This is a genomic window from Sphingomonas bisphenolicum (assembly GCF_024349785.1).
In the GTDB taxonomy this organism is placed as follows: Bacteria; Pseudomonadota; Alphaproteobacteria; order Sphingomonadales; family Sphingomonadaceae; genus Sphingobium; species Sphingobium bisphenolicum.
In genome coordinates, this window is sequence record NZ_AP018818.1 from 207301 (window position 1) to 220883 (window position 13583).

The following is a 13583-nucleotide window of genomic DNA, read 5'->3' on the forward strand; positions in this document are numbered from 1 at the left end:
CGTCATCCTCCTGCAAGCTGGGCGAGCAACAGGCCCGCGCTGTTCGATCTGGGTTTCCACATGCCGCGCTCCAGCGCTTCGGCCAGGCGCGCCGCGGTTTCGCGCAGCGCGGCCGGATTGGCCTCCGCCAGGAAGGCACGCACGGCTTCATCCTCGATGAAGGCGGCATGGACTGCGTCGAAATGATGATCGCGCACGGCATGGGTCGTGGCGGCGAAGGCGAACAGATAGTCGACCGACGCGGCGATCTCGAACGCGCCTTTGTACCCGTGGCGCATCACGCCCGCGATCCATTTGGGATTGGTGACGCGGGCGCGGACCACCCGGCCGATCTCGTCCTCCAGCGTGCGGACGACAGGGCGTTCGGGGCGGCTATGGTCGTTATGATAGGCGCGCGGCCGCTTGCCCGACAGATGCTCGACGGCGGACGCGACGCCGCCCTCGAACTGGTAATAATCGTCGCTGTCGAGCAGGTCATGCTCGCGATTGTCCTGGTTCTGCACCACGGCGTCGGCCTGGGCCAGCCGCGTGGCGAACAGGTCGCGCGCAACGTCGCCCTCCGCCCCTGCCCCATAGGCATAGCCGCCCCAGTCGAGATAGACGTTGGCGAGATCGGCGCGGTCGTGCCAGATTTTCTCGTCGATCATCGCCTGAAGGCCCGCGCCATAGGCGCCCGGCTTCGATCCGAACACGCGAAAGCCCGCGCGCCGGGCGGCCGCTTTCGCGTCATGGCCGGCGTCGATCAGTTGCGCGGTCTCACGGCGGTGGCGGGCGGCGGCGGGATTGTCCTCGTCCGGCTCGTCCAGCGCCATTACGGCGCGCGCTGCGGAATCGAGCAGGTCGATCTGTTCGGGGAAAGCATCGCGGAAGAAGCCGGAGACGCGGAAGGTGACATCGACGCGCGGGCGGTTGAGTTCGGCGATCTTCATCACCTCGAAACCGATCACGCGGCCCGACGTCCAGTCCCAGCGCGGCCGCACGCCCATCAGCGCCAGGGCCTGGGCGATGTCGTCGCCGCCGGTGCGCATATTGGCCGTGCCCCAGGCGGACAACGCCATGGCCCTTGGATATTCGCCTTCGCGCTGGAGATAATCGTCCACCAGCAGTTGCGCCGAGCGGCGGCCAAGCTCCCATGCCGTGGCGGTCGGCACGGACCGGGTGTCGACCGAATAGAAGTTGCGGCCGGTCGGCAGCACGTCGGGGCGCCCACGCGTGGGCGCGCCGGAGGGACCGGGCGACAGGAAACGCCCGTCCAGGCCAGCCAGCAACGCAGCCTTTTCGGCGGGGCCGCAACGGTCCACGCGGCCGGCGAGATCGCCCAGCAGCGACCGCATGACGGCCTGCGACGCCGGGCCGGGCGCTGTCGCACCCTCGACCAGCGCGACGGCCAGCAGTTCGAGCCGTTCGATCGTGTCGCCATGGCTGCGCCAGGGCGCATCGCTCACCGCTGCCAGCACGGCCGGTCGGGGGCCGGTCCAGCCGTCGCCCATCCGGCAATCGAGCGGATCGAAGCCAAGGTCCAGATCGTCGGCCATGGCGCGGAGCAGCGACGCCTGGCCCGCCTCGTCATAGCCGCGCGGGGTGCGGGACAGGGCGATGAGCAAGTCCGTACGCAGCCGGCCGGTCGGCGATCGCATGAAGATGTGCAGCCCGTCGCGTATCTGCATCTCCTTCAATTCGCACAAATAATTGTCGAGAGCCGCGAGCGCGTCATCGCCATCCCCGACGGCCCCGGCATCGGCGTCCAGTCCCTGCGACCGGGCAAGATCGAGAATCTCGGCTTTCAGATGCTGGATGCGGCGCGGGTCCATGCCGGCGGCGAGATAATATTCGTTGACCAGCGCTTCGAGCGCCTTCAACGGGCCATAGCTTTCCGCGCGCGTCAGCGGCGGGGTGAGATGATCGATGATCGCCGCGCCGATGCGGCGCTTCGCCTGCGTTCCTTCGCCCGGATCGTTGACGATGAAAGGATAGAGTTGCGGCACCGGCCCGGCGCAGATTTCCGGGAAGCAGGTGTCGGACAGGGCCAGCGCCTTGCCCGGCAGCCATTCCAGATTGCCATGCTTGCCGACATGGACGACCGCCTGCGCGCCGAAATCCTGGTTCAGCCAGAAATGAAAGGCCAGATAGCCATGCGGCGGGACCAGCGCCGGGTCATGATAGCTGGTCTTGGGATCGATATTATACCCGCGGGCGGGCTGCACTGCGACGACGATATGGCCGAAGCGATGGGCGGGCAGATGAAAGGCGCCGTCGCGCACGAACGGATCGTCGGCAGGCGCGCCCCATCGCGCCGTCACCGCGCCCCGCACCGACGCGGGCAGCGCGTCGAACCATAGGCGATAATCGCCGACCGGCAGGCGGACTTCGGGCAGGCGATCCAGCGACGCGCGGGCGTTGGTGACGCCGCCGAGCAGGATCGCCATCAGCCCCGCGCCGTCCAGGGGCGCATCGCCGACATGATAGCCCGCTTCGCGCAGGGCGGCGAGAATGGCGGCCGCGCTGGCCGGCGTGTCGAGGCCGACGCCATTGCCCAGCCGACCGTCGCGATTGGGATAATTGGCGAGAATGAGCGCAACACGCCGATCCGATGCGGGCGCGCGCCGCAATGCCGCCCAATTGGCGGCAAGATCGGCGACGAAAGCGACGCGATCGGGGGCAACGCGCGGCACCACGATGCCGCATTGGGTCCGTGCGTCGAAACGCTCGGCCGCCTTGAAGGCGACGGCGCGGGTGAACAGGCGGCCGTCAATCTCGGGCAGGGCGACGTTCATCGCGAGGTCGCGGGGGCCGAGGCCGCGCGGACTGTCGGCCCAGTTCGCCTGCTCGACCCCCGCGAACACGGTCTGGAGAATCGGACAATCCGCGGTTTCGAGGACCGACGGCGTCCGCCGGTCGCCCGGCGAGGAAGCGGCGAAGGCGGTGGCGTTCAGGATGATGTCGGGCCGGGTTTCAGCGATCAGGCCGCGCAGCCAGTCGATCGCGAACGGCTCGCGCAGCGCCCGCACATGGACGGTGACGACGTTCAGCCCGCGTCCCTTCAGCGCGGCGACGAGCGCATCGACGGCATCGAGCGTACCGGCGATCATCAGCGCGCGATAGAAGCAGAGGAGCGCGACGGGCTGTCCCGCGCGCCATCCTGTCCGCACATCGTCCAGCGTAGGCCGCTCCATACCCGCCAGATAGAGACCGGCGTCGGCGACCGGCACCGGATCGTCCGGCACGCCGATGTCCGCGCCGATCAGCCGCGCGGCATGGCGCAGGAAGCCGACCGCATTGGCGACGCCGCCCTGCCGCAGATAGTCGCGGAGCCGTTCGCTGACCGCCACCGGCAGCGTCGCGGCGGCATCGAGCGACGGATCGGGTTCGCGCCCGTCAGCGATCGCGGCGAAGGCAATCCCCTTTTCGCGCGCCACCCGTGCGATCTCGTCGACGCCATAGGACCAATAGGCCTTGCCCCCCAGCAGCACCACGCACACGAAACGCGCATGGGCGATCACCTTTTCGACGTAGAGATCGACCGAATAGGGATGTTTGAGCTGGAGCAGGTTGACCAGCCGGATCGACGGCGCATCCTCACCCAGCAGGGCCGCCGCCTGGGCGAAACAGGCCAGCTCGCTGTCCGCCACGGTCAGGAACACGATCTCGCCCGGCGATTGATCGAGGTCGATCGCCTCGTCGCCGTTGGAGACGGTTCCCGGCGTGGCGGTCAGCAAATGCATCAGGCGAAGGCCGCGCGAAGGGCGCTGTCGATGGCGGCCTGATCCAGCCCCTTCTGCCCGATCACCACCAGTTGGGACAGGCGCGACTCCTCCGCCTTCCAGGCGCGGTCGAAATAATGCTGGATGCGGGGACCGACCGCCTGGACGAGCAACCGTGCCGGGCGCCCGGCGACGGCGACCATGCCCTTGATGCGCAGGATATCATGCGCCTCGATCAACGGGGCCATGGCCTGCACCAGCGCATCCACGCCCGCAATCTCGCCGCCGGTGACGACGAAGCTGTCGAAATCGTTATGGTCATGATCGGGGTCGCCGTCATGGTGCGATGGCCGCGCGTCGATATCCTCTTCCGCTTCGGCGAACAGGCCGAGCAGGACGCCGGCATCGATCGCGCCATGATCGGTCCGCACGATCTTCACCCCACTACGGATATCCTTGCCTATGTCGCCCTCGATCCGGGTCAGCGCGTCAGCATCGACCATGTCGGCCTTGTTGAGGATGACGAGGTCCGCGCAGGCGAGCTGGTCTTCGTATAGTTCCTCCAGCGGACTGTCATGGTCGAGCGAGGGGTCGGCCGCCCGCGCCAGCGCCAGCGCGGCTTCGTCGGTGGCAAAGCGCCCGGCGGCGACCGCATCGGCGTCGATCAGCGCCACGACGCCATCCACGGTCGCGCGGGTGCGGATTTCGGGCCACTGGAACGCCTTCACCAGCGGCTTGGGCAGCGCCAGGCCGGACGTTTCGATGATGATATGGTCTGGCGGATTGGCGCGGTCGAGCAGCTTGAGCATGGTCGGCAGGAAATCGTCGGCCACGGTGCAGCAGATGCAGCCATTGGCCAGTTCGACGATATCGTCTTCCGGGCAGGCGTCGTCATTGCATCCGCGCAGCAGCGCGCCGTCCACGCCGACATCGCCGAACTCGTTGACGATCAGCGCCAGCCTGCGACCCTTGGCATTGTGCAGCAAATGCCGGATCAACGTCGTTTTGCCCGCCCCCAGAAAGCCTGTGATGACGGTGGTCGGGATCTTGCTCACGCTTCTTCTCCTTCAAGCGCCATGGGATTCATGCGCGCGAAGGGGCGATCGGCATCGCCGAGCCTGATAATGGCCATGTCTACCCCCGCTGCACCTGAGCGATATCTCGGGCGGGGGCGTGCCGGACGCGAACGAACGGTCGATGCGCGGCGACGAGCAGGCGCATGGAGCCCGTCAGCGCGCACCGATGCGGCCCCAGCCACATGGGTTCGTCGCTCAGACGGCGTTCACCGTGCCCCGGCCATCCCCTGGACCAAAGCAAGAGCGACCAGACGCCGGCAGGTCTCCTGGCTCGCGGGTCATCGCTTGATGCACGCCTTCCCAGGCCTCGCAGGATTTAGCGTCCGGCCCAGTGGCTGCTCCCCTGGAAAGGGAGCGATGTGCATCGCGCTCGCCGCTTACAGTTGCAGGGACAGCTGCGGATTTGGATGAGCGCCCTCGTCGAGGGACTGCCACCCGCACCGCCTTCCCATTTTAATCCCCTTGCGGGGAACCGGCGCGATCAGTCATCGAAGGGGGCTTGCGGCTCCCCGGATGCGGTCGGCGATACCGGCTGCCGGGGCCGTCCGCAAGCCCTCAGTGCGGTGCGATCGCCTGAAGCCGCCAGATGCGGTTGAAGGACAGGCGAACGGCGGATAGCGGCGCAATGTCGATGGCAGGCGTCGTCACGAGCGGAAAGCCCAGCGCGTGCGCCAAGGCGGCGCGGATCGTCATGGCATGGCTGATGGCGCAGACGCATCCGGGCGACTGCGCCATTCCGTCCAGCCAGCCGCCTACCCGCTGTCGCACCGATTCCATGGTCTCACCATCCGCGGTGCCCTGCGTCGGATCGGCGATCCAGTCGGACAGGGCGGCCGGTTCGGCGGCAGAAAGGTCCGCAAACGACCGGCCCGTCCAGCGCCCGGCATCCATGTCCACCAGCGCGACCTCGACCGTGGCGTCCAGCCCCATCGCCTGGGCAGTCTGCGCGGCGGCGCGGGACGGGCTGCAAAGGACATGGTTGTCGAAACCCGGCGGCAGGCGGCAGGCGGCGGCATCATGCGCGCCGCGTGCGTCCAGGCCCTCGTCCAGCGCCGGAAAGCCGCCGATCCGGCTGGACGGCGTGGACGCCGCGCATAGGAGAAGGAGGGATGTAGCCAGCGGAACCTCCGGGAGATGTTGACGTCGCGCCATCGCGCACCCTAAACAGCGCGGGCATCAGGAAGAAGAAGCCGGTGAGATTCCGGCGCGGTCGCGCCACTGTTATCGACGTACAAGGTCGAGAGCCAGACCTTCTTCCTGGACATATTATCTCTCGCGGGACGCGCAATCCCCTATAGGAGTACGGATCATGGCAACCACTGCCGCACTGCTCGACGACCATTTCATTCCTGTCCAGGGTGGCTCCGCCATCCCGATCGAGGACATCGCGCCCTGGGCCGTATTCGGGACGCTGATCGCGCTCATCTTCCTCTATTTCGTCAGCACCGAACAGGGCGCCTTCGCCTTGTTCGACGGCATGTATGTGCATGAATTCGTCCATGACGGGCGCCATCTGCTCGGCTTCCCCTGCCACTGATCGCCGGCGATGACCAAAAGTCTTTTGTGGCGCGGAATGCTGGCCGGCATTCTCGCGGCCCTCGTCGCGACGATGTTCGCGCGCGTGATCGCGGAGCCCCAGATCGATCTCGCCATTGGCTATGAGCATGTCCATGCGGCGCATCATGCGGACACACCTGCGAATGGGCAGGAAGAGGAGCTGGTAAGCCGGGCGACGCAGAAGGGCGCGGGCCTCCTGACCGCGCTGGCGCTTTACGGCGCGGCGGTCGGCGGCATTTTCGCACTCATATTCGCCTATGGTTATGGACGCTTCGGCCGCATTGGCCCGCGCAGCTTCGCCCTGTTGCTCGCCGGGATCGCCATTCTGCTGATCGTGATCGTGCCGGGGATCAAATATCCCCAGACGCCGCCGGCCGTGGGCCAGCATGACACTGTGGGCCTGCGCACCGCCGCCTATTTCGCCATGATCGCCCTGTCGGTGGGCGGCGCGGTGATCGCCGCGAAGATCCGAAGCGCGCTCGCTCGATCCTGTCGTGGCATCGACGCGATGTTGCTCGCAATGGCGGCTTATGTCGCGATGGTCGTGCTGGGCCAGTTTCTGCTGCCCAGCGTCGATGAAGTACCAGCCGATTTCCCGGCGACCTTGCTCTGGCATTTCCGCCTCGCCTCGATCGCGACCCAACTGATCCTGTGGGCCACGATCGGGATCGTCTTCGGCCTGTCGGCGGAACGGGTCATGATTCGCCGATAATCATGTCGCCAGCATCTGGCCGATAGACGTATCGAAATGGCGGTCGATCGCGGCGGCGGCGGCGGTGGGGTCGCGGTCGACGATCGCCTGCGCCAGGTCGAGGTGACAGGCGATGATGTCCTGCCGCTGGGTATCGGTCCGGCGGGTTTCCCAGGCGCGCGGCACCGCCGTTTCCATCAGCGGCGCGAAGGACCGCATGATCTGCGCGAAGAGCAGGTTCGACGCCGCTTCGGCAATCGCATTGTGGAGCGCGATATCGAGCCGGGTCACCTGCGCCATGTCGTCGCACTCCTGCGCCATCGCCTGCGCTATGGCCAAAATCTCGGCAGCCTGCGCGTCGGTGCGGCGCTGCGCGGCAAGCGCGGCGATCCGCAGTTCGAGCGTGCGCCGCACGTCCCACACATCGGCGACGCTGACCTGCTCGGTCGATACCGCATGGTCGAGCGAAGCCCCCATCACCGATCCATCGATGGCCCCGACCCGCGCGCGGCGGCCATTGCCAACGTCGATCAGGTGCAAGGCGGCAAGCGCTCCAAAGGCTTCCCGCATCACCGCGCGGCTAACCCCCAGGCTGGTGGCGAAGGCGCCTTCCCCCGGCAGCGTGTCGCCGACCCGCAGGCTATGGGCGCGGATATGGTCGCGCACGGCCTGGATGGCGCGTTCGACCAGCGACCCGCCGTCGTCGATCGCCCGGCTCGTCATGCCGCCAGTCGCTCCGCGCGATACAGCGTCGGCGCGACGCCGAAATGGCGGGCGAAGGCGCGGGTGAAGCTGGCATTGTTGAGATAGCCGCAACGATAGCCGATCGACGACACCGGCAATTCGGTCGCCACCAGCATTTCCCCCGCCCGGTCGAGCCGCTGCGCCGTGATGGCGTCGGCGACCGAACTGCCGAACATGTCGCGGAAGCCGCGGGTCAGCTTGGCGCGGTTGAGGCCGCAGGCGCGGGCGATGCCGTCCAGCGTCAGCTTTTCCGCCCAGCGATCCTCGATCATGCGCCGCGCCGTCAGCAATCTTTCGCTGTCGGCCCGCGACAACAGCGCATCCTGCCCGATCGGCACGAACCCGTCTTCGCGCCCGGCGCGCAGAAGCTCGCAGAACAGTTCGATGCTCTTGGCCAGCCGATAGGGCGCGGCCGCCGCGTCGTGAAGGCGGCAATCGCGGATGGCGAGCGCGATCGCGCGGAGCGGCGCGGGGAGATAATAAGCGACGCCCGGCGCCAGCGGCACCGCGCCGTCGGCCACCCGCGCGCAGGCGTCCGGCGCGACCAGCAGGATCAGGCGGCTGCCCGGATCGTCGTTCAGGTCGGCGATCGTGGGATGCTCGACCAGCCGGACCGACGCCGAGTGCCCCACCGCGCCGAAACCGAGCAGGAAAGCTACGGAGAGGCCCGCATCATTGGCGAGCGTGGCGATGCCTGGTCCGACCAGCGCGATCATCTCGGGCGACACACTGATTCGATCCATGGCCATCTTCTCCTTGCTCACATACTGACCTATCAGACAGCTTTTGGCAATAGCTATCAGATAGGTCTGTCCGGCGCGCGACGCATAGCCCGCCAGAAGGCGGCGACCGAGACGATGCTGACCGACACGCCGACCGTCGCAAGGCCTCCGCCCAAATGCGCTTCGCCGCCGAGCAAGCCGCTGATCGCCGTCACCAAGGTCGGCGCGACGCCGAAGCCGATCAGGCCGGCGATGGCGATGAAGGCGCCGATGCACAGGCCGCGCAATTCGTTGGGCAGCAATACCGTGAGCGCGACGGATGTGATCAGGCCGGTGACGGTGCCGCACAGCATCAGCGCACCCAGCGCCACGGCGAAGGAGGGGATGCCGGGCATGATCGGGAAAAGCGCGGCCGGGATGCCCAGCGCCGCCGCGATCACCGCGCCGATCAGCAGGCCGCCGCGCCGCCCGCTCTTCTGCCCGATGTCGGCCGCCACGCCACCCAGCACCGATCCTGCGACTCCGGTCAGGAATATGAGGCTGCCCATCCAGCCGGCAAAGTCGGGCGGCGCCAGGCCATAGCTGCGCGACAAGACGGGCGACGCCCAGATCGCGGCCGCCGCATCGGCCATCACCACGCTGACCTGCCCCACGAACAGCGGGCCAAGAAAGGCGCGGCGCGACCAGAGTGCCTGCAGAACCACGCGCCAGGGGGCATGGATGCCAGCCGCCACTTCCTGTCGCGCGGGTTCGCGCAGCAGCAACATGGGCAGGATCAGCGCAGCGCTGATCGCCGCAAGCGCGAAATGGGTGGCGCGCCAGGGGGCGACGCCGGCGAAGAGGGTGTCTGCGGCTGGACGCAGGAACAGGCTGAGCAGCCAGCCCGCTAGCGCGAACGCCCCCGCCTGCCCCAGCGCCTTGCCCAGGGTCACGACCAGCAGCCCCCTGCCCCGCTGGTGCGGCGGGCACAGGTCGGCGCAGAGCGACAGCGCCGCCGTCAAAGCGCCGGTAGTGCCGATCCCGGCGAGCATTCGCGCCATGAACAGGGTGGAGACGCTCTGCGCCACCGCGGTCAAAAGGGTGCCCATCGTCCAGATCAGCGCCAGACAGATGAGCAGGCGCAGACGATTGGTGCGATCGACCAATAACCCGATCGGCATGGAAAAGAGCAGCAGTGGCACCGCGGCGGCCACGCCCTGCACGAGCGACAATTGGAAATCGCTCAGGCCCATTTCGGCCTTGGCGCCTTCCTGCACCATGCTGAACGATCCCATCATGGTAAAGCCCGCCGCCATCGCCAGCGCCAGGATCAGCAGCGGCGGAAACAGGCGCAGAAAGGATGGGGATTGGGCGGATGGGGCGGTCATCGGGACGAGCCTTTCTGCGGCATGGCCGGTCATGGCCATGCCCCTGTCATGATGCCCGGCCGCGCCAAAGGGGATCGACGCGGCCGGACAGTTTAGCCCCCGGCTAAACGGCGTGATGTCAAAGGGTGAAAATCTTGCCCGGATTGAACAGGTTTTTCGGATCGATCGCGCGCTTGATGACGCGCATCAGGTCGACCGCGTCGCCCAACTCTTCCACCAGGCAATGTTGCTTCCCGAGGCCGATGCCATGTTCGCCGGTGCAGGTGCCGTCCATCGCCAGCGCCCGGTCCACCAGCCGCTGGTTGAGCGCCTCCACCTCTGCCATCTCCTCCGGCGCATTGGGATCGATGGAGAAGATGACATGGAAATTGCCATCGCCGACATGGCCCAATATCGTGCCCGGCACGTTGGTCGTCGCCAGGTCGGCCTTGGTCCGGGTGATGCATTCGGCGAGGCGACTGATCGGCACGCACACGTCCGTCGCCCAACCGATCGCGCCGGGACGCTGGTTGACCGCGGCATAATAGGCCTCGTGCCGCGCCTTCCACAATCTGGAGCGTTCCTCCGGCAGGTTCGACCAGCGAAATTGCCCGCCGCCGTGCATCGCGGCGATCTCCTCCACCGTGCGCACCTGTTCCTCGACATAGGATGGCGAGCCGTGAAATTCGAAGAAGAGTGTGGTCTGTTCGGGATAGTCGAGTTTCGACCAGCGATTGACCGCGCGCATCTGCGCGTCGTCCAATATCTCGACCCGCGCCAGCGGCACGCCGATCTGGATCGACTGCACCACCGTATCCACCGCCCCTTCCAGACTCTCGAAGCTGCACACGGCCGACGAGATCGCCTCCGGGATGGCGTGGAGGCGCAGCGTCACTTCGGTGATGATGCCCAGCGTGCCTTCGCTGCCGATCATCAGCCGGGTGAGGTCATAGCCTGCCGCCGACTTGCGCGCGCGCCGGGCGGTGCGGATGTCGCGACCGTCGGGGGTCACGACGCGCAGCGACAGGATCGCCTCGCGCATCGTGCCGTAGCGTACGGCATTAGTGCCCGATGCGCGGGTGGAGGCCATGCCGCCCAGCGTGGCATTGGCGCCGGGGTCGATGGGGAAGAACAGGCCCTGGTCGCGCAGATGCTCGTTCAGCTGCTCGCGCCGCACCCCGGCCTGCACGGTGCAGTCGAAATCCTCGACATTCAGCTGAAGGATGGCGTCCATCCGGCTGAGGTCGACCGTCACCCCGCCCTGCACCGGCAGGGTGTTGCCCTCGATCGAGGTGCCAGCGCCATAGGGGATGATCGGCACATCGGCAGCGACGCAGAGCTTGACCAGTGCGACGACATCCTCCGTCGAACGGGCGAAGACCACAGCGTCGGGCAGGACGGGCGCGAAATGCGTCTCGCTCTGCCCATGCTGGCTGCGCACCGGCTCCCCCAGCGCCAGATTGTCGCCAAAGGCGGCGGCAAGCTGGTCGAGAAAGCCGTCCGGCAGGGCCTTGCGGGGTGGGAAGGCGGGCGCGCGCATCGGATCAGAACCGGAAGCTGGCGCGCACGCCATAGCGGCGCAGGTCGCCGATGATACCCAGATCCGATGCGGGCAGGCCGGCCAGTGCCAGCGTCGTCTTCTCGATATAGGAGTCGAAATATTTCTTGTTGAACAGGTTGGTGCCGAACAGCGCCAGTTCGATGCCGCCGGTGCGGTAGGTGATCGACCCGTTGGCCAGGACATAGGATTTCAGGATCGTCGGCGTCGTCTGGTTCAGCGTCGCGGCCAGCCGCTTGCCCTTGCCGGTGAGGCCGGCGTTGAGGGTCAGGCTGCTGTCATCGCCGAGCGGCACGACATAGTCGCTCGACAGGCTGACCATCCAGTCGGGCTGGAAGGTCAGCCGATCGCTCGACAGGGTGCGGCCGGTGACGGCGGTATAGGCCGAACTGTCGGTCAGGCGGGCGTGCATGTAGGTCAGGCCGCCCGATAGCGTCCATTGCTCGACCGGCTTGAAGGCAAATTCGATTTCGGCGCCATAGCTTTCGACGTCGCCGCTGTTGAGATCGACGGTGACGAGGCCGCCGGTGGAGGCCGGGGCGATCGAGTTGAGGCCGATATAATCCTTGTAATCGCTGTAGAATATGTCGCCCGACAGGGTCACCCGGCGATCGGCCGACGCATATTTGGTGCCGATTTCATAGGTCCAGGCGGAATCGCCCTTATAGACGCGGATCGGCGCGGTCACGGCGTTGAAGCCGCCGCCGCGATAGCCGCGCGCGACCGAGGCATAGGTCATGAGTTCGCGGTTCCAGTGGCGGGTGACCGACAGGCGCGGTTCGACCTCGTTGGACTTGAGGCCCACCCGCGACGGCGCGCCGCCATTGACGATGCCGACGGATTGCCGGTCCTCATGGTCGTAGCGCAGGCCGAGCGCCACTTCCCAGTCCGCATTGGGCTTCCAGAAAGCGGTGCCGAAGGCCGCATAAGTGTCCGCCTTGGTCGCGTTTTGCGCGCGATTGTTGATCGCAACCGGAAACGGCCCGGTCGGCAGCGGCAAGGTGAGCTGGATGTTGGTGAGCTGGTTCGCTCGCGTCGTCTCCCGGCTGTAGAACAGGCCGACGAGCGTTGAGAACTTGTCGCTATATTCGGTGTCGAAACGCAGTTCGAGCGTCTTGGTGCGCAGGCGGTCGGTGCTGCTCTGGCGCACGGCGGGGACGGCGGTGGTCGCGTCGCTGGGGCCGAAATCGCCGTCGGTGTCGGGCGCGCTGGTGTCGCGCGCGTCGTAGGCGGCCTGTAGCGACAGCTTGGTGTTGATCGCGTCGATCGGGGTTTCGATGCGGGCGTTGACGCCGCGATATTTATAGGTGGTGGTGCCCAGCGTATCGAACTGGTTGTCGCGCGAATAGTCGGTCGGGCCGGTGACGCGGGCATAGGGGACGTTGGCGCCCTTCACCCAGTCATAATAGCCGTTCACGACGATCGTCAGGTCTTCGCTGGGCGTGGCGCGGATGGTGCTGCTGAGCGAGTCGGTGTTGAACCGGTTCGCCTTGCCGCCGATATTGCTGTTGTTGATGAAGCCGTCCTGCTCGCGATGCGACCCGCCGACGCGGATCGCCAGCTTGTCCTGCACGATCGGGGCGGACACCGAACCAGACACCAACCAGCTATTGTCCGGCCCGGCATAGCTGGCCGCGCCGCGGGCCTCGAAAGCATTGCCCGGCTGGCGGGTGATGACATTGATCGCCCCGCCCAGCGTGTTCTTGCCATAGAGCGTGCCCTGCGGCCCGCGCAGCACCTCGATCCGCTCGACGTCGAGCAGCGGGTTGTTGAGATAGGCGGTGTTGGGACGATAGATGCCGTCAACGAACAGGCCGACGCCGGGCTGCACCGACTGGACCAGGGTGACGCCCACGCCACGGATCGAGACGAAGGCGCGGCCCGCACCGTCGCTGGAAATGTTGAGGCCGGGGGCGAGTGCGGCGGCTTCGCGCACCGAATTGATGTTGCGCCGGGCGAGCGTGTCGCCGCTCACCGCGGTCACCGCGACCGGCACGTCGAGCAGCGTTTCCTGCCGCTTGCGCGCGGTGACGATGATGTCGGATGATCCCGCGTCGGCGGCGGGCGCCTGCTGCGTCTGTGCTGCGCAGGGCAGAGGCGCCGCGATCGCGACACCGGCAAATAAGAGGGCCTTCAACGTCATCCTGTCTCTCCTCCCGGCGTCCGGTGGAATCATGTCCTGCGGATC

The 13583-nt window shown here is 67.1% G+C and carries 10 protein-coding genes and 1 riboswitch; of the genes, 2 read left to right on the forward strand and 8 right to left on the reverse strand.

What is annotated here, in order from left to right; translation table 11 throughout:
* Positions 1 to 2: 2 nt before the first annotated feature.
* From cobN to SBA_RS19470, 3 genes are all read right to left on the reverse strand, one after another.
* Positions 3 to 3722: a cobaltochelatase subunit CobN gene (cobN, locus tag SBA_RS19460; protein ID WP_261937291.1), complete on the reverse strand. Its 3720-nt coding sequence runs from the start codon at positions 3720 to 3722 to the stop codon at positions 3 to 5.
* Positions 3722 to 4756 (reverse strand): cobalamin biosynthesis protein CobW, encoded by a 1035-nt coding sequence (gene cobW / locus SBA_RS19465; protein WP_261937292.1) that lies wholly within the window; start codon positions 4754 to 4756, stop codon positions 3722 to 3724. Before cobW ends, cobN begins: the two co-directional genes overlap by 1 nt.
* A gap of 260 nt (positions 4757 to 5016) precedes the next feature.
* A riboswitch (cobalamin riboswitch) is annotated at positions 5017 to 5269 on the reverse strand.
* Between the two features lie 63 nt (positions 5270 to 5332).
* Positions 5333 to 5929, reverse strand: a complete 597-nt coding sequence (locus tag SBA_RS19470; protein ID WP_261937293.1) for a histidine phosphatase family protein — start codon at positions 5927 to 5929, stop codon at positions 5333 to 5335.
* A 157-nt stretch (positions 5930 to 6086) separates the two neighbouring features.
* Between SBA_RS19470 and SBA_RS19475 the strand changes: the two genes are divergently transcribed.
* Together SBA_RS19475 and SBA_RS19480 are read left to right on the forward strand one after the other, a co-directional pair.
* Positions 6087 to 6314 (forward strand): CbtB domain-containing protein, encoded by a 228-nt coding sequence (locus SBA_RS19475; RefSeq protein ID WP_224546844.1) that lies wholly within the window; start codon positions 6087 to 6089, stop codon positions 6312 to 6314.
* 9 nt (positions 6315 to 6323) lie between these two features.
* Positions 6324 to 7046, forward strand: coding sequence for a CbtA family protein (locus SBA_RS19480; protein ID WP_261937294.1), 723 nt, complete (start codon positions 6324 to 6326; stop codon positions 7044 to 7046).
* On the opposite strand, the gene SBA_RS19485 is transcribed toward SBA_RS19480, so the two are convergent.
* The 5 genes from SBA_RS19485 to SBA_RS19505 form a co-directional block, all read right to left on the reverse strand.
* Positions 7047 to 7748 (reverse strand): FadR/GntR family transcriptional regulator, encoded by a 702-nt coding sequence (locus SBA_RS19485; protein WP_261937295.1) that lies wholly within the window; start codon positions 7746 to 7748, stop codon positions 7047 to 7049.
* Positions 7745 to 8512, reverse strand: a complete 768-nt coding sequence (locus SBA_RS19490; RefSeq protein ID WP_261937296.1) for a helix-turn-helix domain-containing protein — start codon at positions 8510 to 8512, stop codon at positions 7745 to 7747. Before SBA_RS19490 ends, SBA_RS19485 begins: the two co-directional genes overlap by 4 nt.
* Positions 8513 to 8568: 56 nt before the next feature.
* Positions 8569 to 9891: an MFS transporter gene (locus SBA_RS19495; RefSeq protein WP_261937297.1), complete on the reverse strand. Its 1323-nt coding sequence runs from the start codon at positions 9889 to 9891 to the stop codon at positions 8569 to 8571.
* An 85-nt stretch (positions 9892 to 9976) separates the two neighbouring features.
* Positions 9977 to 11377: an FAD-linked oxidase C-terminal domain-containing protein gene (locus SBA_RS19500; RefSeq protein ID WP_261937298.1), complete on the reverse strand. Its 1401-nt coding sequence runs from the start codon at positions 11375 to 11377 to the stop codon at positions 9977 to 9979.
* Between the two features lie 4 nt (positions 11378 to 11381).
* On the reverse strand, positions 11382 to 13538 hold the full coding sequence (locus SBA_RS19505; RefSeq protein WP_261937299.1) for a TonB-dependent receptor: 2157 nt from the start codon (positions 13536 to 13538) through the stop codon (positions 11382 to 11384).
* Positions 13539 to 13583: the final 45 nt, after the last annotated feature.

Bases quoted from the DNA above. Each gene is read 5' to 3' on its own strand.
- SBA_RS19470 (WP_261937293.1), bottom strand. From the start codon at position 5,929: ATGGCGCGACGTCAACATCTCCCGGAGGTTCCGCTGGCTACATCCCTC.
- SBA_RS19485 (WP_261937295.1), bottom strand. From the start codon at position 7,748: ATGACGAGCCGGGCGATCGACGACGGCGGGTCGCTGGTCGAACGCGCC.
- SBA_RS19500 (WP_261937298.1), bottom strand. From the start codon at position 11,377: ATGCGCGCGCCCGCCTTCCCACCCCGCAAGGCCCTGCCGGACGGCTTT.
- SBA_RS19495 (WP_261937297.1), bottom strand. From the start codon at position 9,891: ATGACCGGCCATGCCGCAGAAAGGCTCGTCCCGATGACCGCCCCATCC.
- SBA_RS19480 (WP_261937294.1), top strand. From the start codon at position 6,324: ATGACCAAAAGTCTTTTGTGGCGCGGAATGCTGGCCGGCATTCTCGCG.
- SBA_RS19490 (WP_261937296.1), bottom strand. From the start codon at position 8,512: ATGGATCGAATCAGTGTGTCGCCCGAGATGATCGCGCTGGTCGGACCA.
- cobN (WP_261937291.1), bottom strand. From the start codon at position 3,722: ATGCATTTGCTGACCGCCACGCCGGGAACCGTCTCCAACGGCGACGAG.
- SBA_RS19505 (WP_261937299.1), bottom strand. From the start codon at position 13,538: ATGACGTTGAAGGCCCTCTTATTTGCCGGTGTCGCGATCGCGGCGCCT.
- SBA_RS19475 (WP_224546844.1), top strand. From the start codon at position 6,087: ATGGCAACCACTGCCGCACTGCTCGACGACCATTTCATTCCTGTCCAG.